Source organism: uncultured Pigmentiphaga sp. (genome assembly GCF_937950555.1).
GTDB lineage: Bacteria > Pseudomonadota > Gammaproteobacteria > Burkholderiales > Burkholderiaceae_B > Pigmentiphaga.
On the sequence record NZ_CALFCW010000030.1, the window covers coordinates 64,229 to 87,803 of the forward strand.

At 64.7% G+C, this 23,575-nt stretch carries 21 protein-coding genes; 12 read left to right on the forward strand and 9 right to left on the reverse strand.

All coding sequences use genetic code 11. The annotated features are described in order from the left end of the window. Positions 1–2 precede the first annotated feature (2 nt). Genes nadD through Q0319_RS06960 form a run of 4 tightly spaced genes read right to left on the reverse strand, consistent with a single transcriptional unit; the run spans position 3 to position 3,559 of the window. Positions 3–632 (reverse strand): nicotinate-nucleotide adenylyltransferase, encoded by a 630-nt coding sequence (nadD, locus tag Q0319_RS06945; RefSeq protein ID WP_299451531.1) that lies wholly within the window; start codon positions 630–632, stop codon positions 3–5. Beyond that, positions 629–1,537 (reverse strand): oxygen-dependent coproporphyrinogen oxidase, encoded by a 909-nt coding sequence (hemF, locus tag Q0319_RS06950; protein WP_299451533.1) that lies wholly within the window; start codon positions 1,535–1,537, stop codon positions 629–631. Before hemF ends, nadD begins: the two co-directional genes overlap by 4 nt. Beyond that, the gene (gene purD / locus Q0319_RS06955) at positions 1,534–2,829 is read right to left on the reverse strand and encodes a phosphoribosylamine--glycine ligase (protein WP_296463452.1); all 1,296 of its coding nucleotides are present in this window, start codon (positions 2,827–2,829) and stop codon (positions 1,534–1,536) included. The genes hemF and purD overlap by 4 nt, the downstream gene beginning before the upstream one ends. 4 nt (positions 2,830–2,833) lie before the next feature. Then, positions 2,834–3,559 carry a YebC/PmpR family DNA-binding transcriptional regulator gene (locus tag Q0319_RS06960; protein ID WP_296463450.1) on the reverse strand — a complete coding sequence of 242 codons (726 nt, stop codon included), beginning with the start codon at positions 3,557–3,559 and terminating at the stop codon, positions 2,834–2,836. Positions 3,560–3,771: 212 nt separating this feature from the next. On the opposite strand from Q0319_RS06960, the gene Q0319_RS06965 reads away from it, so the two are divergent. After that, positions 3,772–5,307, forward strand: a complete 1,536-nt coding sequence (locus Q0319_RS06965; RefSeq protein WP_296463448.1) for a helicase HerA-like C-terminal domain-containing protein — start codon at positions 3,772–3,774, stop codon at positions 5,305–5,307. A gap of 68 nt (positions 5,308–5,375) precedes the next feature. On the opposite strand, the gene Q0319_RS06970 is transcribed toward Q0319_RS06965, so the two are convergent. Further along, positions 5,376–6,239 (reverse strand): N-formylglutamate amidohydrolase, encoded by an 864-nt coding sequence (locus tag Q0319_RS06970; RefSeq protein ID WP_299451536.1) that lies wholly within the window; start codon positions 6,237–6,239, stop codon positions 5,376–5,378. 2 nt (positions 6,240–6,241) lie between these two features. Further along, a complete protein-coding gene (locus Q0319_RS06975; protein ID WP_296463436.1) occupies positions 6,242–7,213 on the reverse strand; it encodes a tripartite tricarboxylate transporter substrate binding protein BugE in 972 nt (323 codons plus the stop codon). 126 nt (positions 7,214–7,339) lie between these two features. Here Q0319_RS06975 and Q0319_RS06980 point away from each other — a divergent pair, with 126 nt between their 5' ends. After that, the gene (locus tag Q0319_RS06980) at positions 7,340–8,245 is read left to right on the forward strand and encodes a LysR substrate-binding domain-containing protein (protein WP_296463435.1); all 906 of its coding nucleotides are present in this window, start codon (positions 7,340–7,342) and stop codon (positions 8,243–8,245) included. After that, the gene (locus Q0319_RS06985) at positions 8,242–9,090 is read left to right on the forward strand and encodes an N-acetylmuramoyl-L-alanine amidase (RefSeq protein WP_299451538.1); all 849 of its coding nucleotides are present in this window, start codon (positions 8,242–8,244) and stop codon (positions 9,088–9,090) included. Before Q0319_RS06980 ends, Q0319_RS06985 begins: the two co-directional genes overlap by 4 nt. A gap of 16 nt (positions 9,091–9,106) precedes the next feature. Here the strand turns inward: Q0319_RS06985 and upp are convergent, their stop codons facing one another. Further along, a complete protein-coding gene (gene upp / locus Q0319_RS06990) occupies positions 9,107–9,757 on the reverse strand; it encodes a uracil phosphoribosyltransferase (RefSeq protein ID WP_296463432.1) in 651 nt (216 codons plus the stop codon). 116 nt (positions 9,758–9,873) lie between these two features. Here upp and Q0319_RS06995 point away from each other — a divergent pair, with 116 nt between their 5' ends. Together Q0319_RS06995 and lpxO are read left to right on the forward strand one after the other, a co-directional pair. Then, on the forward strand, positions 9,874–10,848 hold the full coding sequence (locus tag Q0319_RS06995) for a quinone oxidoreductase (RefSeq protein ID WP_296463430.1): 975 nt from the start codon (positions 9,874–9,876) through the stop codon (positions 10,846–10,848). Positions 10,849–10,904: 56 nt separating this feature from the next. Next, positions 10,905–11,807: a lipid A hydroxylase LpxO gene (lpxO, locus tag Q0319_RS07000; RefSeq protein WP_296463428.1), complete on the forward strand. Its 903-nt coding sequence runs from the start codon at positions 10,905–10,907 to the stop codon at positions 11,805–11,807. Positions 11,808–11,904: 97 nt separating this feature from the next. Here the strand turns inward: lpxO and Q0319_RS07005 are convergent, their stop codons facing one another. Next, complete coding sequence (locus Q0319_RS07005; protein ID WP_296463426.1) at positions 11,905–13,122, reverse strand: MFS transporter; 1,218 nt, start codon at positions 13,120–13,122, stop codon at positions 11,905–11,907. A 230-nt stretch (positions 13,123–13,352) separates the two neighbouring features. On the opposite strand from Q0319_RS07005, the gene Q0319_RS07010 reads away from it, so the two are divergent. From Q0319_RS07010 to Q0319_RS07030, 5 genes are read left to right on the forward strand one after another with little or no spacing between them, the layout of a single operon-like run. Next, complete coding sequence (locus Q0319_RS07010; protein ID WP_296463424.1) at positions 13,353–14,588, forward strand: FAD-dependent oxidoreductase; 1,236 nt, start codon at positions 13,353–13,355, stop codon at positions 14,586–14,588. Between the two features lie 9 nt (positions 14,589–14,597). Next, positions 14,598–16,631, forward strand: coding sequence for a hydantoinase/oxoprolinase family protein (locus tag Q0319_RS07015; protein ID WP_299451539.1), 2,034 nt, complete (start codon positions 14,598–14,600; stop codon positions 16,629–16,631). Then, entirely contained in the window at positions 16,628–18,274 is a 1,647-nt protein-coding gene (locus tag Q0319_RS07020; RefSeq protein WP_296463420.1) for a hydantoinase B/oxoprolinase family protein, read from the forward strand. Before Q0319_RS07015 ends, Q0319_RS07020 begins: the two co-directional genes overlap by 4 nt. Continuing rightward, complete coding sequence (locus Q0319_RS07025) at positions 18,271–19,242, forward strand: tripartite tricarboxylate transporter substrate binding protein (protein ID WP_296463417.1); 972 nt, start codon at positions 18,271–18,273, stop codon at positions 19,240–19,242. Before Q0319_RS07020 ends, Q0319_RS07025 begins: the two co-directional genes overlap by 4 nt. Continuing rightward, a complete protein-coding gene (locus Q0319_RS07030) occupies positions 19,239–19,637 on the forward strand; it encodes a RidA family protein (RefSeq protein ID WP_296463415.1) in 399 nt (132 codons plus the stop codon). The genes Q0319_RS07025 and Q0319_RS07030 overlap by 4 nt, the downstream gene beginning before the upstream one ends. 1 nt (position 19,638) lies before the next feature. Here Q0319_RS07030 and Q0319_RS07035 read toward each other — a convergent pair whose 3' ends face one another. Further along, a complete protein-coding gene (locus tag Q0319_RS07035; protein WP_296463412.1) occupies positions 19,639–20,367 on the reverse strand; it encodes a GntR family transcriptional regulator in 729 nt (242 codons plus the stop codon). A 349-nt stretch (positions 20,368–20,716) separates the two neighbouring features. Between Q0319_RS07035 and Q0319_RS07040 the strand changes: the two genes are divergently transcribed. Together Q0319_RS07040 and Q0319_RS07045 are read left to right on the forward strand one after the other, a co-directional pair. After that, positions 20,717–22,021 (forward strand): aromatic ring-hydroxylating dioxygenase subunit alpha, encoded by a 1,305-nt coding sequence (locus Q0319_RS07040; RefSeq protein ID WP_296463410.1) that lies wholly within the window; start codon positions 20,717–20,719, stop codon positions 22,019–22,021. A gap of 102 nt (positions 22,022–22,123) precedes the next feature. Next, positions 22,124–23,569, forward strand: a complete 1,446-nt coding sequence (locus Q0319_RS07045) for a glutamine synthetase family protein (protein ID WP_296463408.1) — start codon at positions 22,124–22,126, stop codon at positions 23,567–23,569. Positions 23,570–23,575: the final 6 nt, after the last annotated feature.

Below are 23,575 nucleotides of genomic sequence, written 5' to 3' on the forward strand. Positions count from 1 at the left end.
ATTCAGGCCTGATACAGGCGATGCTGGCGGATGTAGCGTAGCACCGCGGGGGAAACGAGACCGTCGACGGGTTCGCCGCGTGAGAGCCGATCCCGGATGGCGGAGCTGGATATCGCCATCTCGGGCATCGGAAGCCTGTGTAGCGTGCGTTCCAGTCGAGCCAGCGCATCGCGCAGCGGTGGAGGGGGGTCCGGCCGGGTGCCCGGGCGGGCTGCCACCGCGAGTTCAGCCAGCGCGACGATATCCTGCCAGTCTTTCCAAGTGCAGAAGTTCGCCAACTGGTCGGCCCCGAGAATCCAGACGTACCGCGACGCTCCAGCAAGCGACGTGCCCGTGGGGCCCGCGAGCGCACGCAGCGTGTCGATGGTATAGCTGGGGCCGCCGCGGTCGATTTCCATGCGGTTCAGGACGAGATTCGGTTCCCCGGCGATTGCCAACGCCACCATCTCGGCGCGCTGTTCCGCCGTGGCGGTGAGCGGCCGTCGCTGCCAGGGCTCGGCCGCAGGAATGAAATGGACCGACTCCAGCCCCAGGTGGTCGCGCGCGGTACGCGCCAAGGCCACGTGGGCCTCGTGGATGGGATCGAAGCTTCCCCCGAGCAATCCGATGCGTTGGACGACAGGCGAATTCAAACCCACTCTCGCGGCGACAGCATTTCGTAGAGGCGCGCCTCTGGCGAGCCGGGCTCAGGATGCCAGTCGTAGCGCCATTGCGCGTGCGGCGGCATCGACATCAGGATGGATTCCGTCCTACCTCCCGATTGCAGCCCGAACAGGGTGCCGCGATCGAATACCAGGTTGAATTCGACGTAGCGGCCGCGGCGGTATGCCTGGAAATCGCGCTCCCGCTCGCCGTACGGCAAGTCGACGCGACGCTGGACGATGGGCAGGTAGGCGTCGAGGAAGTGATCGCCGACTGAGCGCGTCATGGCGAACGCATGCTCGAATCCACCTTCGTTGAAGTCGTCGAAGAAGATGCCGCCGATGCCGCGGGCCTCTTTGCGGTGCTTGAGATAGAAATATTCGTCGCACCATTTCTTGAAGCGCGGGTAGAGCTCCGGGCCGCTCGGGTCCAACGCTGCCTTGCAGGTGCGATGGAAATGGACCGCGTCTTCCTCGAACGGGTAATACGGGGTCAGGTCCATGCCTCCGCCGAACCAGAAGACGTCATCGGCATCGGACACGTGGACCGATTTTGCGACGAACACCCGTACGTTCATGTGCACGGTGGGCACGTAGGGGTTGCGCGGATGTAGCACGAGCGAAACGCCCATGGCTTCCCAGGGGCGGCCAGCCAGTTCGGGGCGATGGGCACTCGCCGAGGGCGGGAGGGCCGAGCCGTTGACGTGGCTGAACAGCACTCCGCCGCGTTCGAAAACCGCGCCCCCCTCTATCAAGCGGGAAAGGCCCCCGCCGCCCTCCGCACGCTCCCAGGCGTCGGCCCGAAAGGGCTGGCCTTCGAGTTCTTCGAGGCCTGCGACGATGCGAGATTGCAAATCGACGAAGTAGCTGCGGGTCAGCGAGGTGTCTATGTTCATGCCGTGCCAGAGTCTGTCGCGGCGGCGCGGCGTGCGATGGCTCGCCAGCCAATGTCGCGACGGTATTGCGCGCCGTCGAAGTGAATGGATTGCAGCACGTCGTAGGCGCGCTGCTGGGCCAATTTCACCGAATCGCCCAGCACCGTCACGCACAACACGCGTCCGCCGCTGGTCTTGACCACACCATCGCTCTCGACGGTGCCGGCATGGAACACCATGCAGTCTTCCGCTTCGGGCGGCAGGCCCGTGATGACGTCGCCGGTGCGCGGCGTGTCGGGATAGTTGGCGGCTGCCATGACCACGCCCAACGCCGTGCGGCGGTCCCAGTCGACGTTGGCTTGGTCCAGGGTGCCGGATACGGCATTTTCGAACACTTCGAGCAGATCGTTCTTGACCCGCATCATGATCGGTTGAGTTTCCGGGTCACCCATGCGGCAGTTGAATTCCAGCACCCGCACGCCGTGCGGACCGATCATCAGGCCGGCATACAGGAACCCGGTGTACGGGATGCCGTCTTTGGCCATGCCGTGGACGGTGGGCCAGATGACCTCGCGCATGATGCGTCCGTGCAGCTCGGGCGTGACGACCGGCGCGGGCGAGTAGGCGCCCATGCCCCCCGTGTTGGGGCCTTCGTCGTTGTCCTTGAGCCGCTTGTGGTCTTGGCTGGTGGCCAGCGGCAGCACGTGCTTGCCGTCGCACAGCACGATGAAGCTGGCTTCTTCGCCTTCGAGGTATTCCTCGATCACCACGCGCGCGCCGGCCTGGCCGAGCTTGCCGTCGCCAAGCATGGCGTCCACCGCGGCATGGGCCTCCTCCAGCGTGGCGGCGACCACCACCCCCTTGCCGGCGGCCAGGCCGTCGGCCTTGATCACGATGGGCGCACCTTGTGCATCGATGTAGGCGTGGGCTTCCGCGGGCACGGTGAAGGTTTGGTACTTGGCCGTCGGAATGCCGTGCCGGACCATGAAGGCCTTGGCGAAATCCTTGGAGCTCTCGAGCTGCGCGGCCGCCTTGGTGGGGCCGAAGATCTTCAGCCCCCTGGCGCGGAAAATGTCCACCACGCCGGCGGCCAGCGGCGCTTCGGGCCCGACCACGGTCAAGCCTATGCCTTCGTTCTGGGCGAAGTCGGCAAGTTCGTTCGGGTCGGTGATGGGAAGGTTCTGCAGGCGGGGTGTCAGCGCCGTGCCGCCGTTGCCGGGAGCGACGAAGACTTTCTCGGCTTTGTGAGATTTGGCCAGGCGCCAAGCCAGGGCGTGCTCGCGGCCGCCAGAGCCGATGACGAGGATTTTCATGTGTTTACTCGCCCATGACGGCTGTGGTGTAGACCTCCTGGACATCGTCCAGGGACTCCAGCGCGTCCAGTAGTTTCTGCATTTTTTCCGCGTCCTCGCCCTGGAGAACCGTTTCGTTGAGAGCCTTCATCACGATGCCGTCCATTTCGGCCTTCAGCCCCGCCCCGTCGAAGGCCCGCTTGACGGCAGCGTAGTCGGTGGGTGCACAGATCACCTCGATCACGCCTTCATCGTCGGTAATGACGTCTTCGGCGCCGGCCTCGAGGGCCAGCTCCATGACTTTGTCTTCCGAGGTGCCTGGCGCGAACAGGAACTGGCCGCAATGCTTGAACATGAAGGCGACTGAACCCTCCTGGCCGAGGTTGCCGCCATGCTTGGAGAATGCGTGCCGCACTTCGGCCACCGTGCGCGTGCGATTGTCGGTCATGCAATCGACGATGACGGCCGCGCCGCCTATCCCGTAGCCTTCGTAGCGGACCTCCTCGTAGTTATCGCCGTCGGCGCCGCCCGAGCCGCGCGTGATGGCGCGTTGGATGGTGTCCTTGGGCATGTTCGCGTCGGTCGCCTTGTCCCAAGCCAAGCGCAGGCGGGGATTGCTGTCGGGATCGGGGCCGCCGGCCCGCGCGGCCACCGTGATTTCACGTATGAGTTTGGTCCACAGCTTGCCGCGCTTGGCGTCCTGACGCCCTTTGCGGTGCTGGATGTTGGCCCATTTGCTATGTCCGGCCATGGAAATCGCTTGCGTCGTAACAGTGAAAGGTGCATTTTAGCTTGACCGGCAGGCGGGGGCTTCCGTTTGAATGTCGTCTTGCTGCCAATACCACAACCGTTACGCTATTTGCCATGTGGGCGACGGTATTTTGACAAGCGCGGCGCCTTGCCTACAGAATCGACGCCGTCCCGTCCCCGGGCATCCTGTTTAGTTTGCATAACGGAACCGACATGGCCGCCCCCATACTTCTCGCCAAGAACGCGAACACCGAACTTTTTCTCCTGCCGGCCATGGCCAACCGGCACGGATGCATTACAGGGGCCACCGGCACCGGCAAGACTGTCACCCTGCAGGTGATGGCCGAATCCTTTTCCCGAATGGGCGTGCCGGTGTTCATGGCCGACGTCAAGGGCGACCTGACGGGGATTTCCCAGCCGGGAGCCGCCACGCCCAAGCTCCAGGAGAGGCTGGAGTCGCTCGGCCTGGACATGCCGACTTGGGGCGGCAGCCCCGTGACGCTGTGGGACGTATTCGGCGAGCAGGGCCATCCGCTGCGCGCGACGGTATCCGACATGGGGCCGCTGCTGCTGGGCCGCATGCTGAACCTGAACGACACGCAAGCCGGTGTGTTGACGATGGTATTCCGGATCGCGGACGACAACGGACTGCTGCTGCTCGACCTGAAAGACCTGCGCGCCATGCTGCAGTACGTGGGCGACAACGCCGCCCAATTCAAGACGCGCTACGGCAATGTCTCGCCCGCTTCGGTGGGCGCGATCCAGCGCGGGCTGTTGGCGCTCGAGGCGCAAGGCGGGGACCGCTTCTTCGGCGAGCCGATGCTGAACATCGACGATCTCATGCAGACCGATGCGCAGGGGCGCGGGGTGGTGAACGTGCTGGCGGCCGACAAGCTCATGCAGGCGCCTACGCTCTATGCGACCTTCCTGCTGTGGCTGCTGTCCGCATTGTTCGAGCACCTGCCCGAGGCGGGCGACACCGACAAGCCGAAGTTCGTCTTCTTTTTCGACGAGGCGCACCTGTTGTTCAACGACGCGCCCAAGGCGCTGCTCGACAAGATCGAACAAGTGGTCAGGCTCATACGCTCCAAGGCGGTGGGCGTGTATTTCTGCACCCAGAACCCCCTGGACATTCCCGATACTGTGCTCGGCCAGCTCGGCAACCGGGTGCAGCACGCGCTGCGCGCCTTCACGCCACGGGACCAGAAGGCCGTCAAGGCGGCGGCCGAGACCATGAGGGCGAACCCCGGCCTCAACCTATCCGAGGCGATCACCGAGCTTGGCGTGGGCGAGGCCTTGGTTTCGCTATTGGACGAGAAGGGGCGGCCGGGCATCACGGAGCGGGCCTACATCGTCGCTCCGGGGAGCCGCATCGGTCCGGCCACCGCAGCGGAGCGCCAGGCGCTGATGACGTCGTCGCTGGTCGCGGGGGTGTACGAAAAAGTCGTGGATCGCGAATCGGCCTACGAGCTGTTGACCCGCAGGGCTGCCGGCGAGGCACCGTCCGATGCCCCGGCCCAGGCCCCGGCGCCCAAGGCCGGCAAGGCGGGGGGCTCGGCCGGCAAAGAGGATGACGGGCTGATAGGCGGCCTGCGGGACGTGTTGTTCGGGTCGACCGGCCCGCGCGGCGGGCGCCGCGAGGGTGTGCTGGAATCGGCCGCCCGCAGCGCAGTCCGCTCCATGGGAACACAGCTCGCCCGCGAACTCACCCGGGGGCTGCTGGGCTCGCTGCTCGGCAAGCGACGCTAAAGCCTGCTGCCCGGTGCCCGGTTGACGTGCTGCGTGCATTGAGGAGTGCTGCCGCCCGGCGAGGAAGCTCAGCGAGGTAGGTGGTCGCGGACGTAGTCCGCTACGCTCGCGAGCACCGCTGTCAGGTCGGCCTGCACGCGGTCGAAGTCAGCGTTGCGTTCACGCGTGGCCTCGTCCATGTAGACCGGGCGCCTGACCTCGATTTGCAAGCTGTGCCTGTGCTCGGCGGGGCGTCCCATTTGCGCGATGAGCTGCACGCCCTTGTAGGGGTCGTTGCGGGCCACGGTGTAGCCCTTGTCGCGCAATGCCTCTTCGATGAGCGCGACGAACCCGGGCTCGCAAGTCGTGCCGTCCCGGTCTCCCAGGACGAAGTCGGCCAAGGGGTGATCGCTGCGCATGCCCAGCCGTTCGTAGACGTCGTTGGGCATGGAGTGCAGGTTCAGGTGCCACAGCGCACCGAAGCGCGCATAGCGCTCCTCGACGGCGCGTTCGAGTTCCGCGTGGTACGGCCGGTAGTAGGCATCGATGCGCCGCCGTACCTCTTCGACGGTGAGCTTGCGGTCGTAGATCGGCGTCTGGGCGTCCAGGCGGCTCCAGATCAATCCCTTGCCGATCCGCGTCTTCTCGGTCGGCGTGACCGGCTCGGGCCAGGGGGCGTCGAGCAGCGCAGGGTCCAGGTCCTCCAGGGATCGGTTGGGATCAATATAGACCCGGGGGAAGGTGGCGGCGATCAGCGTGGCGCCGTATTCCGGCGCCGCGGCCCACAGGGCCTCCACATGCGTGTCCTCGCCCTGGCGCAGTCGCGCCAAGGGCACGGCTGCGCCGAAGTCCGGAGGGTAGTGGGTGCCGCTGTGGGGCGAATCGCACACCAGCGGCAGGACCGGGCCCGTCGGGTCGCGCCGCACCACGGGCGGCGGAATTAGGTCGGCCATGCTTATTGCGCCTGGATGTTGGCCGCCTTGGCCACCTTGGCGTAGCGTTCGAGCGCTTGGTCGATCTGCTTGGCAAATTCCGCGGGCGTGGTGGGGACGAGAGTTCCGCCGACGTCTTCTGCGCGCTTGCGGAAGTCAGGATCATCCATGGCCTTGCGTACGGCCTGGTTCAGGCGCGTGATGACCGATTCGGGCGTTCCGGCCGGAGCAACCAGGCCGAACCAGCCGCCGGTGCCCATTTCAGGGAAGCCCAATTCCGCGTAGGTCGGAACGTCGGGCAGCAGCGGCGAGCGTTGGGCCGCGAGCAGGGCCAGCGGCCGTAGGCGGCCGCTCTGCAGGTTGGGCAGCGTGGACGACAGGTTGTCGGTGATGGCATTGACCTGGCCGGCCAGTGCGTCGTTCAGCGCCGGACCTGCACCACGGTAAGGCACGTGCAACAGCTTGATGCCCGCAAGCATCATGAAGTTCTCGATGTTGGCGTGGCCCAGCGAGCCGACGCCGGGAGATGCAAAGGAGTATTTCATCGGGTTGGCCTTGGCCAGCGCAATGAACTCCTTCATGGTCTTGGCCGGAACGGAAGGATGCACCGCGAAGACGCTCGGGATGGACAGCACGTTGGCGATGGGCGCGAAGTCCTTGCGGGCGTCATATTTCAGGTTGGTGAAAATGGCAGGGTTGGCGCCGTGGGTGCTGACCGTGGCCATGCCGATGGTGTAGCCGTCGGCCGGCGCGCGGGCCACCATTTCCATTCCGATGGCGCCGCCGGCACCGCCCTTGTTTTCGACGACGATCGGTTGCTTGAGATCGCGGCCGGCATACTCGGCAATCAGCCGGGCGACGATGTCCGTGGAGCCGCCAGGGGCGAAGGGCACGATCAGGCGGATCGGACGCGAAGGATACGCGTCGGCGGCGTGGGCGGCAGTGCTCACTAATGCGGCGCTGACTGCGGTGAGAACGAGGCGCAGGGGGGACATGGTTGGCTCCGTTGCGAAGTAAGGAAACGTAAGAAAAACGATGTCCCCAGTGTCAGGAATTTACGCAGGCATCACAAACGACTATATTTCACCCCAGCATTACCTTTGGTAATGCTGGAGCCGGTCATGCGCCTTCATTCGCCTTCCATGTCCGAGCTGCACGCCTTCGTCACCGCGGCGCAGCTTGGCAGTTTCACCAAAGCCGCCCAGGTGCTGTGCGTAACCCAGGGCGCCATCAGCCGTGCCATTGCGCGCCTGGAGGAGCACTTCGGGCAGCCCTTGATGGCGCGCAGCGCCCACGGCGTAGCATTGACCGAGGCCGGCCGGCGCCTGGTGGAAGCAACGGCAGCGCCGCTTCAGGCCATCGAGTCGGTCAGCGCCGAACTGCGGGCCGCTTCCCGTCGCAATCAGTTGAACCTGGCGGTCATTCCTACGCTGGCCAGCGTATGGCTGGTGCCCCGCCTGCCGGATTTCCACCAGCGGCATCCCGATATCGAGCTGACCTTCAGCGCCTATCGGCGGGACGAGGATTTCTCGGGGGCCATGCCCGATGCCGCCATCCTGAGCGGCACGCCGGAACAATGGCCCCACTGGCAATGCGACTACGTGATCGGCAAGGAGATCGCGGTCATCTGCCATCCCGATCGCCTCGCCGCGCGCCGTGCGCAAGGCAAATGGTCGCACCCGGCCGAATTGCTGGGCGAGCCGCTGCTTTATCACACAAACGCCCGGGGGAACTGGCCGTACTGGTTCCAGGCGGTAGGGGTGGAAGGCACTCCTCACCTGGCCAACGGCTTTGACCAGGTGTCCATCCTGTTGCGCGCGGTCATGGCCGACATGGGGCTGGCGGTACTGCAGCGGTGCCTGATCCGTGCCGAGGTCGAGTCGGGTCAGGTGGTCATCCCATTCGATGTGCCGGTCGCATTGCCGCGCGGTTATGTGCTGTGCACGCCCATGCAGCGTCGGGATCACCCGGCGCTCTCGGCGTTTCGGGCCTGGCTGCTGGAGACGGCAGCCAAGGAGCCGCTATGAGGGCGACGAAACGCCTCGCTGCGCTGGGGGTGGCCCTGGCGGTGCTGGTGCAGGGCTGCGCGTCGGTCGGCAACGGGCCGGGTAGGTTGGAGATCGATACTTCCATCAGCGCGCGCAGCCAGGGGAGCCGCGTACGCTTCATCGTGCTGCATTACACGGTCTCGAATAAGGAGCGTGCGCTCGAGTTACTCAGCCGCGGCGAGGTCAGCAGTCATTACCTGGTGACCGACGATGATCCGCCGCGCGTGTATCGGCTGGTGGATGAGGATCGCGCCGCATGGCACGCCGGGCAGAGCGAGTGGCAGGGTTACACCTGGCTCAACCGCACCTCCATTGGCATCGAGATCGTCAACCGTGGCCCCATCGGCACGGCGCCGGATGGCACGACTCAGTGGCAACCTTATAAGCCGGCGCAGATCGAAGTCGTCAAGCAGCTCGTGCGCGACATCGCCCGACGGCATGACATCGCGCCCGAAAATATCGTCGGCCACAGCGACGTAGCCCCTTTGCGCAAGCAGGACCCGGGGCCGATGTTCCCTTGGCGTGAGCTAGCCCGCGCCGGAATAGGGCGCTGGTATGACGAGACCGCCGCGCAGGCGATGCGCGAGCGCTTCGAAGCCCAGGGCTTGCCGGACATCGCCTGGGCGCAGCAGCAGCTTGCGAGGCTGGGTTACGGCGTGCCGCGCACGGGCATTTGGGATGCAGAAACCCGGGCCGTGCTCGCCGCGTTCCAGATGCATTACCGTCCCAGCCGGTACGATGGTGTTTTCGATGCCGAGACGGCAGGCATACTGGCCGCGCTGGTGGCCGCTTCCGGCGGCGGGGCCGCGGCGCCGGGCGGTTAACGGCGCGCGCCGGATATCAGTTCTTCGTGCCGAACAGCCGGTCGCCGGCGTCGCCCAGGCCGGGGACGATGTAGGCGTGGTCGTCCAGGTAGTCGTCCAGCGCCGCCAGGTACATCGGGACGTCCGGATGGTGGTCGCAGTAGACGCGCATGCCCTCGGGCGAGGCCACGAGCGCGACGAAGATGATGTGGGAAGCCGGCACCCCCCGTTTCTTGAGCACTTCGACCGCGTGCGCGGCGGAGTAGCCCGTGCCTACCATGGGGTCGCAAAGAATGAAGGTGCGCCCTTCGATTTCGGGCAGGCGCACCAAGTATTCGACCGGGCGATGTTGTTCGTCGCGGTACAGGCCGATGTGTCCGACCCGCGCCGACGGGACGAGGTCTAGCAGCCCGTCGGCCATTCCGCTACCGGCACGCAGCACGGGGACGATCGCGAGCTTCTTGCCCGCAATGACGGGGGCGTCCATGGGCGTCATGGGCGTGTCGATGGCACGCAGCTCGAGCGGAAGATTGCGCGTGACCTCATAGCCCATGAGCAGGGAGATTTCCCTGAGCAATTCCCGGAACGTCCGCGTGGACGTATGTTTGTCCCGCATGTGCGTCAGCTTGTGCTGGATCAGCGGGTGGTCGAGGATGAACAGGTTGGGAAAGCGCGGATCGGTCTTCACATGCTTACCTTGCGGTTGGGACGGACGCCGCCGCATAGCGCGGTGCGGGAATTATTTTCCGCGATTGTATGCGCGATTAGAATGCGGCAAGAACATTGGCGACTAAGGAGATTGGGATGCCCAAGGCAATTCGGATCGAGCAGCATGGCGGGCCAGAGGTGCTCAAGTTGGTGGACGTCGACGTGCCCAAGCCCGGTCCGGGCGAGGTCAGGATCCGGCAGCATGCAGTGGGCCTGAACTTCATCGATATTTACTTCCGCACCGGGCTGTATCCGACCAAACTGCCGGCCGTGCTGGGGTTCGAGGCGGCCGGCGTGGTAGATGCGGTCGGCCCCAAAGTCCGGCACCTGAAGGTGGGCGATCGGGTCGCATACGGCCAGAGCCCGCTCGGCGCGTATGCCGAGGTCCGTAACATGCCGGCTTTCCAGGTCGTCAAGATTCCGGACTCCATCAGTTTCGAAGAAGCCGCGGCCATCATGCTCAAAGGCCTGACGGTGCAGTATCTGTTCCGGCAGACCTACCGCTTACAGGGGCATGAAACCATTCTCTTCCACGCGGCGGCCGGCGGCGTCGGATTGATCGCGTGCCAGTGGGCGAAGGCGCTGGGCGTAAAATTGATCGGTACCGTCTCCTCCGCCGAGAAGGCGGCGCTGGCCAAGGCCAATGGCGCATGGCGGGTCATCGACTACACGAAGGAAAATGTGGTCGAGCGCGTGCTCGAGCTCACCAAGGGCAAGAAAGTGCCCGTCGTGTACGACGGCGTGGGCAAAGACACCTGGGAGACCTCGCTCGACTGCCTGCAGCAGCGCGGCCTCATGGTGAGCTTCGGCAATGCGTCCGGAGCGGTCACGGGCGTCAATCTGGGTATCCTGGCGCAAAAAGGGTCATTGTTCGTGACCCGGCCCACCGTGGCGCACCACGTGGATACGCTCGAGAAAATGCAGCAGGCAGCATCCGAATTGTTCGAGTTGGTGGTTGCCGGCAAGATCAAGCCGCGGATCGAGCAACGCTTCAAGCTCGAGGAAGTCGCGTTGGCGCACGAGTCATTGGCCGCGCGCAAGACGACGGGGTCGACGGTGCTGACGCTGTGATCCGGCGGCATGCCTGCCGGGCAGGCAGGGCATCGCATCTAAGCTAAGGAAAGTAGTTGATGAAATGGGTCATCGTCGCGCTGTACTTGAGCGCCATCGGTTATGTGCACTTCCGGGGCAAGGTCCGGATGCGGTTCTTGAGGCAGCTGTTCGACCACTCCTCCATCGTGGCGCCGATCAACGCCTTTATGTATCTGTTCTCGAAGGTGCCTGCGGTGCCTTATATTTCGGCGGAGCAGCTACCGGGCTTGAAGGTCCTCGACGACAACTGGGAGGTTATTCGCGATGAGGCCGTGCGCCTGCGGGATGCGCAGCGCATTCGCGCTGCGGAAAAGAACAACGACGCCGGCTTCAACTCCTTCTTCAAGTCAGGATGGAAGCGGTTTTACCTGAAGTGGTACGAAGCCCAGCATCCTTCGGCGCATGAATACTGCCCGCGCACCGTCGAGATCCTGCGGGGAATACCGGAGGTCAAGGCGGCGATGTTCGCAGAGCTGCCGCCGGGCGCCAAGCTGAATCCGCATCGGGATCCGTTCGCCGGCTCGCTGCGCTATCACTTGGGGTTGGAGACGCCGAACGACGATCGCTGTTTCATCGAAGTGGACGGGCAGCGCTACAGCTGGCGCGACGGGCAGAGCGTGGTATTCGACGAGACCTTCATCCACTGGGCGGAGAACGGCACTGACCGGGATCGCATCATTTTGTTCTGCGACGTGGAGCGGCCGCTTCGCTATCGGTGGGCCCAGGCGTTCAACCGGTGGATGGGGCGCAAGGTGTTGACCGCGGCCAGCTCTCCCAATGAAGAGGGCGACAAGACCGGCCTGATCAATAAGTTGTTTTACGTGGTGTGGGTCGCGGGCCAGTATCGACGCAAGTTCAAGAATTGGAACCGCACTGCGTACCGAGTGACGAAGGCGGCGCTCATCGTCGGCGTCGTTGCATTGATCATCTACCTCTGATCGTTCCATTCATCGGGTCGCGTCGAGTGGGCGTTGGCCCAACCTAGGCTTGGCTCCCCCCGCACCCAGCGGGAAGGAGCCTTTTTCATTGCTGCCCTCACAGGCCACGAGACCGGGCATACCACCCCAGGCTGAGCCCGATGGCGGCGCAGGTTGCCATCAGGGGCAGGGCCCGGGACCAGTCGGGATCCGCCCCCGACACCGTGACCGCCCAGGTCACCAGTGGCGCGGCCGCAAACTGCCCGAGGTTAGAGCCTTGCAAAAAGAGGCCTTGCAGGCTGGCCATCTGGTCCGGCGCCTTGGCCAGGCGCACGGCGGCCGAGAGCGTGGCCGCAGGCAGAATGCCTCCGATCAGGTTGAGGCTGATGCAGGCCGCAAAGCGCGCGGCATCCGGTAGCCATTCCCAGAATATCGCGCATGCCGACAGGCCGACAACGACGTGGGCCGTGATGATCAAGGCGCTGCCGCGTATGCCTCGTTGGAGCAGTGAGGCGCCCAGCACCGATCCGCCTGCGTTGAAGATGATCGCTGCCGCGGTAAGCATGGAAGCGGTCCGCAGCGACACACCCCGCTCCTGGATGGCCCAGGTGGGGAGAAACGTCATGACGGTAAAGAACTGGATGGCGTAAAACGTGAATGAAAGCGCCAATACCCACGGGGCGACCTGGCGCAATCCACCCGTCAGCTTGCGCCAGTCGAGCGACTGTGAAGCCGGGGCGGGGCTGGCGTAACGCGACCGCCATAGCACCATCCATAGGGCGCAGATTCCCGTGAGGGCTGCGATAAGGGTCCACAGCATGCGCCAATGCCCACCCTGGAGCAGCAAGGGGGCGGTGAGCAGCGCCAGGCTGATGCCGAGCGGCATGTACGCGGACCAGAGCGCGAGCACCATGCGGGATTGCTGTGGAGTGCTCAGCCCCGCCAGCAATGCGGGAACCGAGACGACGATGGCGATCTGGCCCGTTCCCTCGAGAATCCGGCTCAGGAGCAGGACGCCGTAGCCATCGGAGGCTGCACCCAGCAGTCCCCCCGTCGCCAGCGCGCAAAGCCCTCCGACCGTGAAACGCCATGCGCCGACTCTCCCCGACGCCAGGCCCATGACGGCGGCGCACAGGGTGGCGATGGTGCTGAATAGCGAGACGACCCAGCCGACCTCCCTGAGGTTCAACCCCAAGTCCTGTTGCAGTAGCGGAAGCGCGGGGGGCATTTTCCCGACGCACAACGCGACGAGGATGCCGCAAGTGATGCCGAGCGCAACGCCGGGCCAGTCGGTCAATGCGCGCGGCGAGATGGGGGCGTTTGTTTTTGTCTGCATGCAGGCTTGACTCCGATTTTCTTATGGAGGGGTGACCCAAAGTCAGGCGTAAGGCACATTGTTGGTGCAAATGAGCATTTATCAGCCAAATTGAGGGTTATTTTTCCTTTTATTGATCCAAATCAAAAATTCTTGACAGCCGTGGTGCTGCTTTCTAGTATGACCGACGGTGTCACTGAATTCATTCTTAAAAAAATTGGATCCAGGTCGATCCGAAGGGGTAGGGCAGCATGCGTGTAGTGGTCATCGGCAATGGTATCGTGGGAGTCTGTACGGCTGCATGGTTACAGCGGGACGGCCATGATGTCACGTTTGTCGATCCGCGCGGGCCGGGGGAGGCCTGTTCGTTCGGCAATGCCGGATCGCTCTCGCCCAGCGCCTGTTTGCCCGTCGGCATGCCCGGCATGTGGAAGAAGGTACCGGGTTGGCTGAAAGATCCGCTCGGTCCCCTCACCATACGGTGGTCTTACCTGCCAACCGTAATGCCTTGGCTATTGCGGTTCTTGCGGCATTCGCGTCCCGCCGAAGTCGTGAGGATTGCCACGGCAATGCGGAATCTGCTGGCACCCATTTTCGAGAACTACGATCCGTTGCTGGAGCGCGCCAATGCCCGGCACTTGGTGCGGCGCACCGGTTGCCTGTACGTGTATTCCGGTCGCGAGGCCGCCCGGCAGTGGCAGTGGGGCATGGACCTGCGCCGCAATTTGGGGGTCGACATGCGCGACGTGGGACAAGAAGAGCTGGAGTCGCTCGAGCCGGACCTCAAGGGAAGATTCCGCTTCGGTATCCTGGCGCCGGAGAACGGTTCTACGCTGGATCCCTCGGAGCTGGTGAAGGCGCTGCATGCGCAATGCGAGCGCGATGGCGCGCGCAGCGTGCGCGCGAGTGTCAAGGCATTCGAGCGGCACCGCGACGTGGTGCGCGGTGTGCGGACCGATGCGGGCGAAGTCATCGAGTGCGATGCAGTGGTGGTTGCAGCGGGAGCTTGGTCGGGCGGCCTCGTCCGGGACCTAGGGCTGCGCGTGCCCCTCGAAAGCCAACGCGGTTACCACGTGACGGTCAACAGCTCGAATCTTTCGTTGCGGCATACCGTCATGGCCGTCGAATACAACATCATGGTCAATCCCATGGCCAAGGGCCTGCGGTTGGCGGGCTCGGTCGAGTTCGCCGGGCTCGCGGCACCGCCCGACTATAGAAGGGCGCACGTCTTGCTGAAGCGGGGCAGAGAAATGTTCCCGCATTTGGACACCAGCCGCTATACGGAATGGATGGGGCATCGCCCGTGCTTGCCGGACAGCATGCCGGTGATAGGGCGGGCGCCGCGCTTGCAGAATGTATGGCTGGGATTCGGTCATGGTCACGTCGGCATGTGCGGTGGCGCCACCACGGGCCGCGAACTGGCGAACCTCATCGCGGGCCGTCCGACGGGTGTGGACTTGGCGCCGTTCGCGCCGGATCGGTTCTAGGGCGGGCCCATGGCATACGACCGCGATACGCGCCGGTGGGAAGTCGGGATAGACGTCGGCGGAACTTTCGTGGACGTCGTCGCCGTTGCTCCCGATGGCGCAGTGCATGCTTCCAAGCATTCGCGTCGCGCTGGGGAGCCGGCGCAGGCCGTGCTACAGGCGCTCGACGAAGTGTCCGGCACACTGGGTTTCCAGCCGTCGGAAGTCGGACGGATTCTGCACGGCACGACCATCGCCACCAATATCCTGCTCGAACGCAGCGAGCCTCCGGTGGCGGTCATCGTCAATCGAGGTTTCGCCGACGTGCTGACGCTCGGCAGGCAGAACCGCCGGGACTTATATGCACCCTGGGTGCCGTGCCAGGCGCCGGTCTCGCTCGTGCCCGATGCCCTGCGCTTCGAGATAGGCGGGCGCATCGATGCGGCCGGGCAGGAGTGCGAGCCGTTGAATGAGGCCGAGGTGCGGGGCGCCGCGCAGGCGATGCGCGAGGCCGGGGTGCGCAGCGCGGCCGTGTGCCTGCTGTTCTCGCACTGCAACCCGGCGCACGAGCGGCAGGTGCGCGCGTGGTGCGAAGACACGGCGCCCGAGATCGCCATATCGCTTTCCTCCGAGGTCGATCCCCGCCCGCGCGAGTTCGAGCGCTGGCTGACCGCCGCCATGGATGCTTACGTGAAAATCGGCGTGACCGATTATTTGCGTCGATTCCAGGATGGGCTGCGCCAGCGCGGCTACGTCCCGGCCCTGGTCATGCGTTCTCAGGGCGGCGTGGCTACGCTCGATGCCTGTCTGCGCAAGCCCTTGACCCTGGCCATGTCCGGTCCGGCGGCGGCCGTCCAAGGCGTGGCGGGCATGCTGGACGAAACGTCCCTCGCTGGCGATGCGCTCAGCCTCGACATTGGGGGGACGACGTCCGACCTTAGCCTGATCCAAGGCGGGCGGACGCGCTATACGCTCGAGCTGGGCGTTGGTGACATGAGCCTGCGCATGCGCTCGGTCGACGTGTTGTCGGTCGCCGTGGGCGGCGGCAGCTACGTTTCGGTCCACGCGGGAGGTGGGATACGCGTGGGCCCAGAGTCGGCCGGTGCCCGTCCCGGCCCGGTGGCTTATGGCCGCGGCGGGGTGCGCGTGACGGTGACGGACTGTCTCCTCGTGCTGGGTTTGCTGCCGGAGCGGCTGGCTGGCGGACTGGCGTTGGATCGCGAGGCTGCGGCGGCCGCGATTGAAGCCTCGCTCGCGCGGCCGCTGGGCTTGTCGGTGGAGGCGGCGGCGCATGCCGCCGTGCACGTGGCCAATGGCGCGCTGGCGGAGGCGGTCAAGCGCGCAGCGTTTGCAGTGGGCAGCGATCCGCGAAAGCTGACGTTGGTTGCCGCGGGCGGCGGCGGGGCGATGCACGCCGCCGAAGTGGCACGGATGGCGGGTATTGCGCGGGTCGCCGTGCCGGCACTGCCCGGGGTGGCGGCGGCCTATGGCCTGCTGCGCAGCGACTGGACTGACGTGGTCGAGCAAGCGTTGGACCTGCCGTTGGCGGACGACGCTTGGCAGCAACTGGGCAGCGTGGCACGGCGTTTGGCCGAGGTGCTTCGGGCGCCAGACGTCGTAAGCTACGGTGAGCTGTCCCACGCGTTTTTCCTGGACGTCGGTTACGCCGGGCAGGAGTTCGCGCTCGAAGTGCCTTTCGAGCTGGCCCATGACTCGGCAGCGGACATAGCGCGTAGGTTCGACGACGAACATGCCCGGATACGCGGCCAGGCTTTCTCCGCTCCGCACAGGGTGCGCGGGATGAGGCTGGTCGCGCGCAGGGCGCCGTCGTCCGCTGCCGGGGAGGCGCGTCCGGTGGCCACGGGCGGTCAGCTCGAGCGCGAGCGCACGCTGAGGCTGCCCCAGGTTGCATCCTGTCTCGTCCACCAGCGCGCCGAGCTCGCCGTGGGCCAGGAAGAGAGCGGGCCCGCCATCATCATGTCGGGAGACTCGACCGCGTGGGTGCCGCCCGGTTGGCGCTGGCGCGTGGATTCGTCCCGGGTCTTGATTATGGAGCGTGCATGAAACGGTGTGCCACCATGGAGCCATTGGCGGCCGATCCCGCGGCGCTCGAAGTGCTCCGCATGCAGCTGGATGGCGTGGCCGATCGCATGCAGGACGCACTGGTCCGGTCTGCCACTTCCTCGATCGCCCGGGAAGGCATGGACTGCGCGGCCGCGTTATTCCTGGCCGACGGCCGGGTCATCGCCCAGGCCCGTTCGCTGCCCTTGCTACTGGGCAGCCTGCTGCCCGCGGTCGAGGGCGTGCTCAAGCATTTCCCCGTGCAAGCCATGCGGGCAGGCGATGCCTATCTGCTCAACGATCCCTGGTCGGGCGGAACGCATTTGCCGGACTTGGCCCTGGTGCGGCCCATCGTGTGCGAGGGTCGCGTCGTCGCCCTGGCGGCCGCCATCCTGCATCACCAGGACGTCGGCGGCAGTACCCCCGGCTCGATCCCTCCCGACGCGACCGAGATATTCCAGGAGGGGCTGCGCATACCACCCATCCAATGGAGGGAGGCTGGCAAGGTCCGCGAAGACGTGGCGCGCTTGCTTCTTGCCAACAGCCGCACGCCTGATAACCTTCGCGGCGATCTAGATGCGCAATGGGCGTGCGTGTCGCTGGGCGAGCGCGAAGTGGCCGAGCTCATCGAAGCCTATGGCGTGCAGGCATTCACGGCGGGGTGCGAAGCCTTGATCGTACAGGCCGAACGCATCACGCGCGCTGCCCTGGCTGCGTTGCCCGACGGCGTCTACCGGCATGCGGATGAATTGGATGGTTGCGGCGCGGCGCCAGTGCGCCTCCAAGTGCGACTGGAAAAACGCGGCGAGGGCATCGAGATCGATTTCACCGGCTCTTCGCCTCAAGTCGCGGCGCCCGTGAATGCCACCTATGCGGCCATGTTGTCCGCGGTGTTTTTTTTCATGCGTACCTTGGCCCCGGACGCGCCCAACAATCATGGCTGCCTGCGGCCGGCGCGATGGATCTTCCCCGAGGGCTCGGTCGTGAATCCGCGGTATCCGGCGCCAGTGAACGCGCGCACCGCCACGGTCAAGCTTGCCTGCAATGCGATGTTGGCCGCGTGGGCGGGCGTCGATCCGCAACATTCGGCTGCGCCCAATTCCGGTGTGGCCCTCGTCATGTCAGTAGGCGGCACGCGCAGCTGCGGCACGCGCTATTTCTTCACGGAAATCATCGCCGGGGGCGCTGGTGGTTCGCCATGGGGAGAGGGTGCTTCGGGCATATCGACCGACGTCGGCAATGGCAAGAACCTGCCCGTGGAAATGCTCGAGGCGCAGGCCCCGATTCGCGTCGAGAGCTATAGGCGGCGCCGCGGTTCGGGCGGTGCGGGCATGCACCGTGGCGGCGATGGCGTCGTTCGCCAATATCTTTTGTTGGACGGAGAGGCTGTGGTGTCGTATCGCAGTGAGCGCCACGAATCACGGCCTCCTGGCGCGGCGGGGGGAATGCCCGGCGCATCGTCATCGGCCGTCTTGGTGCGCGCCGACGGAACGCGCCAGGTGTTGCCGTCCAAGTCACGTTTTCAATGGAAAGCCGGCGAGCGCTTGATCATCGAGACCGCCGGAGCAGGCGGATGGGGTAGCCCTGCCGATGGGCACGGCGCCCCGCTCGATGTCACAGCGACGACAACTGGGGAGGTCGTATGAAAAAGTGGTATGGATGCATGATCGGCGCCTTGTTGGCCGCGGCGTTTGCAGCAACGGCCCACGCACAGGACTATCCGAACAAGATGGTCCGGATAGTCGTACCGTTCCCGCCCGGAGGAAGCACTGACCTGCTCGCGCGCCAGTTAGCCGAAAAGTTGGCCCAGGCTCTCGGCCAGCCCGTCATCGTCGAGAACCGGCCGGGCGCAGGGGGGACGGTGGGCTCGGCCTACGTGGCCAAGGCCGCCCCCGACGGCTATACCTTGGGGATGGGCGTCACCGGCTCGCACGGCGTCAGCTACAGTTTGTATTCCAAGCCGCCCTACGACCCGGTCAAGGATTTCGCGCCGATTTCGATGGTGGTCAACTCTCCGCTCATCCTGGTGCGCACACCCGAGATCCCCGCCAAGACCGTTGCGGAGTTCGTGGACTATGCGAAGGCGAATCCCGGCAAGGTGAGCTACGGCTCGCCCGGCAACGGCACGTCCATGCACCTGACGGGTGAGATGTTCGCCCAGGCAACCGGCGTCAGCCTGCTGCACGTGCCGTACAAGGGCAGCGCCGGCGTGCTGAACGATTTGCTGGGCGGACAGTTGCAGTCGGCTTTCGCGGATCTGCTGGTGGTCCAGCAGTTCATCAAGTCGGGCAAGCTGCAGCCTATCGCCGTGACCTCTTCGACCCGCCATCCGATGTTCCCCGAGGTGCCGACGATTGCGGAGAGCGGCGTGCCGAATTTCGAGGCGTTGTCGTGGCAGGGGCTGTTTGCGCCGGCGGGCACGCCTGCCGCCATCGTCAACAAGCTCAACGCAGCCGTCGTCCAGGTCTTGCAGCGCCAGGACATGAAAGAGTTTTTCGCGTCGCAGGGCTTTATCGTCGCCCCGACGTCGCCAGATGAGTTCGGTCGATTCGTTGCCGCCGAGGTCAAGAAGTGGGGCGACATCGTCAAGAAAGCGGGAGTGCAGGTCGAATGAGCGGACGCTTTCCCGCCATCGAGCATAAAGGGGGGCAGGTCGTGCGGCGGGGCATAGTGCAGCCCATCACGCCTGCCGTCATCGCCAGCGGTCGATTGGTCTTCGTGTCGGGGCAGGTGCCCATGGGGCCTTCGGGGCCGCTGGCACCGGACATCGAAGGGCAGACGCACGCCGCCATAGACATGATCGAGGCGATCCTTGCAGACTGCGGCTGCGGCCTCGATCGGGTGGTCAAGACCACCGTATGGCTCGTGTACGCGGAAGATTACGAAGGCTTCAACCGAGCCTACGGAGAACGTTTTCCGCATTTGCCACCGGCGCGCGCGACGGTGGTGAGCGCCCTCGTTCCGCCCGTGCGGGTCGAGATCGAAGCAATTGCGGTGCTGGACGATTGAGTCAGTTCTTGCCCAGGACGATCTTCATGGCAGGCATGATCTCGGCGGCCGTCTCGGGGCGTTCGAGGGCATACTCGAGGTTCATCTGCGCAACGTCCACGTGTTCCTCGGCCAACGCTTGGGCGCGCGCCGCCTCGCCCTTTTCCATCGCCTGCACGAGCCGGTGGTGTTGCAGATGGGCGTAGAGCATCCATTTCTGCCGCTCTTCGCCCGCGTTCTGCATCGGCAACATCGCGCTGGGCGAGGCAAACGGGAGGCGGTTATTCATCTCGATGGCGCGCGTGAGCGCGAAGTTGCCTGCTGCTTCGATGATGAGCCTGTGGAACCTGTCGTTCATCTCGCCGTACAGGGCGTAATCATCGTAGGTCATTTCCGCCTTGTTGACGGCCCGGTCTCCGTCCCGGAGGCAGGCGCGCAGGTCCAGCGACAATTGCCGCGACACGCCATGTTCCGCCACGAGGCGCGCCGCCATGCCCTCCAGGTGACCGCGTACCGCTATCGCGTCGTGGATCTCGCGTGGCGTGAAGCGCCGCATCATATAGCCGTTGGTGGGAGAGGGTTCGATCAGCCCTTCTTGTTCCAATGCCGCCAGTGCGAGCCGGATCGGCGTGCGGGAGACGCCCAGCTTGGCGGCAAGTGGTACCTCGGCCAGCCGCTCGCCGGGGGCGAACTCGCCTTTCAGGATGAGGTCCCGCAATTGCACCAATACTCGCGTTTGTTGCGATTCCAACGTTGTTCTCCTTGGGCCGCCCGACGGCATGACCGCTTTCGATGCAAGGTGGCCGTATTGTATCGAAATGATGAACTGGATCCAGGATGGGCTATCCAAGACCGCGCGCATGCCAGGCCATGAACGCCGCACGCGCGGAAGGGCTTCCCGGGATTGTTGGATAACATATTGAGTGGAAACGATTTTTTTTGTTTTCCTTGGAGGCTCGTGGCTAGGCATCGGAGGAAGGTAGAAAGCTTGTTTTACTTATCTGGATCCATGGAATAGTATTCTGCATACAGATTGTGCTCGGGGCCGGGTTCACTTATTTTCGAATGGTCGGCGCCGAATTCCATGAAAGGAGTGTTCGATGTCCCCTGAACAGAATGAACGCATCACCCGGGTCGGCCCGGGAACCCCGGCGGGGAAGCTGCTGCGCCAGTATTGGCAGCCGGTGGCGCTGCTCGAGGAGCTCGAGGGCGAACGCCCCATCCGTGCGGTCAAACTGATGGGCCAGGATTTCATATTGTTCCGGGATGAGCAAGGGCGCTATGGCCTACTCGACCGCGACTGTCCCCACCGCAACGCCGACCTGGCGTACGGGCGCCTCGAAGACGGCGGCGTGCGCTGCCTGTTCCATGGCTGGTTGTTCGATGTCTACGGCAACTGCCTCGAGACCCCCGCGGAACCTGAAGGCAGCAAGCTACACCAGCGCATCAAGCAGAAGGCCTATCCCGTCGTGGAGAAAGGGGGCATTCTTTTTGCGTTCATCGGTGAAGGGCAGCCGCCGGCCTTCCCCCATTTCGACTGCTTCGTTGCGCCCGATGAATACACCTTTGCATTCAAGGGGTATCTCGATTGCAATTGGCTGCAGGCCTTGGAAGTGGGCATCGATCCGGCGCATGCTTCGTATTTGCACCGGTTCTTCCAGGATGACGACGCCGAGGCCAGTTACGGCAAGCAATTCCGCAGCACCTCGGCCGACTCCGACGTACCCATCACCAAGGTCTTGCGCGAGTACGACCGTCCGGAAATCAAGGTCGATCACGTCGATTACGGCTTGCGCCTGACTACGCTGCGCAAGCTGGACAGCGGACGCACGCACGTGCGCGTCACCAACCTGGTGTTCCCGCAGGCCTTCATCATTCCGATGAGCACGGAAATGACGATCGCGCAGTGGCACGTGCCCGTGGACGATACGAGCTGTTATTGGTATGCGATCTTCACCAGCTTCGGCAAGCCGGTCGACAAGAAGCAGATGCGCGACCAGCGGCTGCAGCTCTATGAACTCCCCGATTACATGCCCCGCGTAGGCCGCTTCAACAATTACGGCTTCAATCCAAAGGAGCAGGCCACGCAAACCTATACCGGCATGGGGCAAGACATCAACGTGCACGACCAATGGGCCGTGGAGTCCCAAGGCAAGATCCAGGACCGCACGCGCGAGCACCTCGGGTCCACTGACAAAGGCATCGCCGCCTATCGGCGCTTGTTGCTCGAGGCCATCGACCAGGCCGCCAACGGCCAGAAGGCCTTGATGATGATCGATGACGAGCAGGCGCGCACTTTCACCGGGCCGCCGTCCATCGACGGCATCGGGCCAGAGGACTCTTGGAGCGATTACTGGAAGATCGCGGACGAAAAGCGCCGCAAGAGTTCGCAGTGGGCGGCGTAGATAGACGGCCGGGGGCGTAGTCCCCCGATTCCCCGACGGTTGGATGCCCGCCCGGCGCAAATGCAACATGAAAGGGGCGGGCTCTCCTTTTCGGAGTTTTTTATGTCTTTCGTGGATCGGTTCGGTCTATGGTCCGAGGCTCAACAGCATGCCGCGCGCGATGTCGTGGCCGCCCTCGAACGCGGCACCATCGACGTCGTCAGGTTTTCGTTTCCTGACCAGCACGGGATATTGCGCGGCAAGACCCTGGTGGCCAAGGAAGCGGTGCGTGCGCTCAAGAACGGGGTCACCATCACAACCACGATGTTCGCCAAGGACACCTCGCACCGCACGGTCTTTCCCGTGTTCACCTCCGGCGGCGGGTTCAATCGTCCGGAGATGCAGGGGGCAGCGGACGTGCTGATGGTGGCCGATCCGCTCACCTTCAAAGTGCTGCCCTGGGCGCCGAACACGGGCTGGCTGTTGTGCGACACGTATTTCCACAGCGGCATGCCTGTTCCTTTCGATACCCGGAACCTCTTCCGCAAGACGCTGGCCAAGCTTCATGACGCGGGGTTCGAGCTTGTCACCGGATTGGAAGTCGAATGCCACGTGTTCAAGACGGTGCAGCACCACATGCGCCCGGAAGACGCGGGGCAGCCTGGGCAACCTGGCGTGCCGCCGGACGTCGAGCTGATGTCCCAAGGGTATCAGTACTTGACCGAGCTGCGCTACGACTCGGTGGATACGGTCATGGAGCTGGTGCGCTCGACGGCGCAGAAGCTCGAGCTGCCGCTACGTTCGCTCGAGGTGGAGTTCGGCCCCAGCCAGTTCGAGTTCACCTTTGGGCCGGGCAGTGCAGACAAGACCGCGGACGACATGATCCTGTTCCGCAGCGCGGTCAAGCAAGTGTGCCGCCGCTACGGTTTTCACGCGACGTTCATGTGCCGGCCGCGCATCCCGAACGTCGTGTCGAGCGGCTGGCATCTGCATCAGTCGCTGCGCCGCCTATCCGACGGCAGCAACGCCTTCGTTCCCCTGGAGGAAGGCAAGCATTTGTCGGAAACCGGCCTGCACTATCTGGGCGGGCTGCTCGCCCACGCCTGCGGTGCCACGGCGCTGTCTACGCCCACCCTCAATGGGTACAAGCGCTATCGGCCTTATTCGCTCGCGCCGGACCGCGCCATTTGGGGGCGCGACAACCGGGGCGTGATGCTGCGGGTGTTGGGCGGCGTCGGCGACGAGGCGACTCGGATCGAGAACCGCGTGGGCGAGCCGGCCGCCAATCCCTACCTGTACTTCGCTTCGCAGGTGCTGTCCGGGATGGACGGGATGGCCAAGCGCATCGATCCGGGCCCCTCCGCCGACGCGCCCTATGAAACCAAGGCCGCCGGTCTGCCAACCACCTTGGGCGAGGCGCTGCGCTGCCTGCGCGAAGACGCCTGCCTCACAGAGGGTTTGGGACCGGGCTTCGTCGACTACTTCTGCCACATCAAGGAAGCGGAGATCGCCCGCTTCAACCTCGAAGTCAGCGAGTGGGAGCAGCGCGAGTACTTCGATATGTTCTAAGTCGTG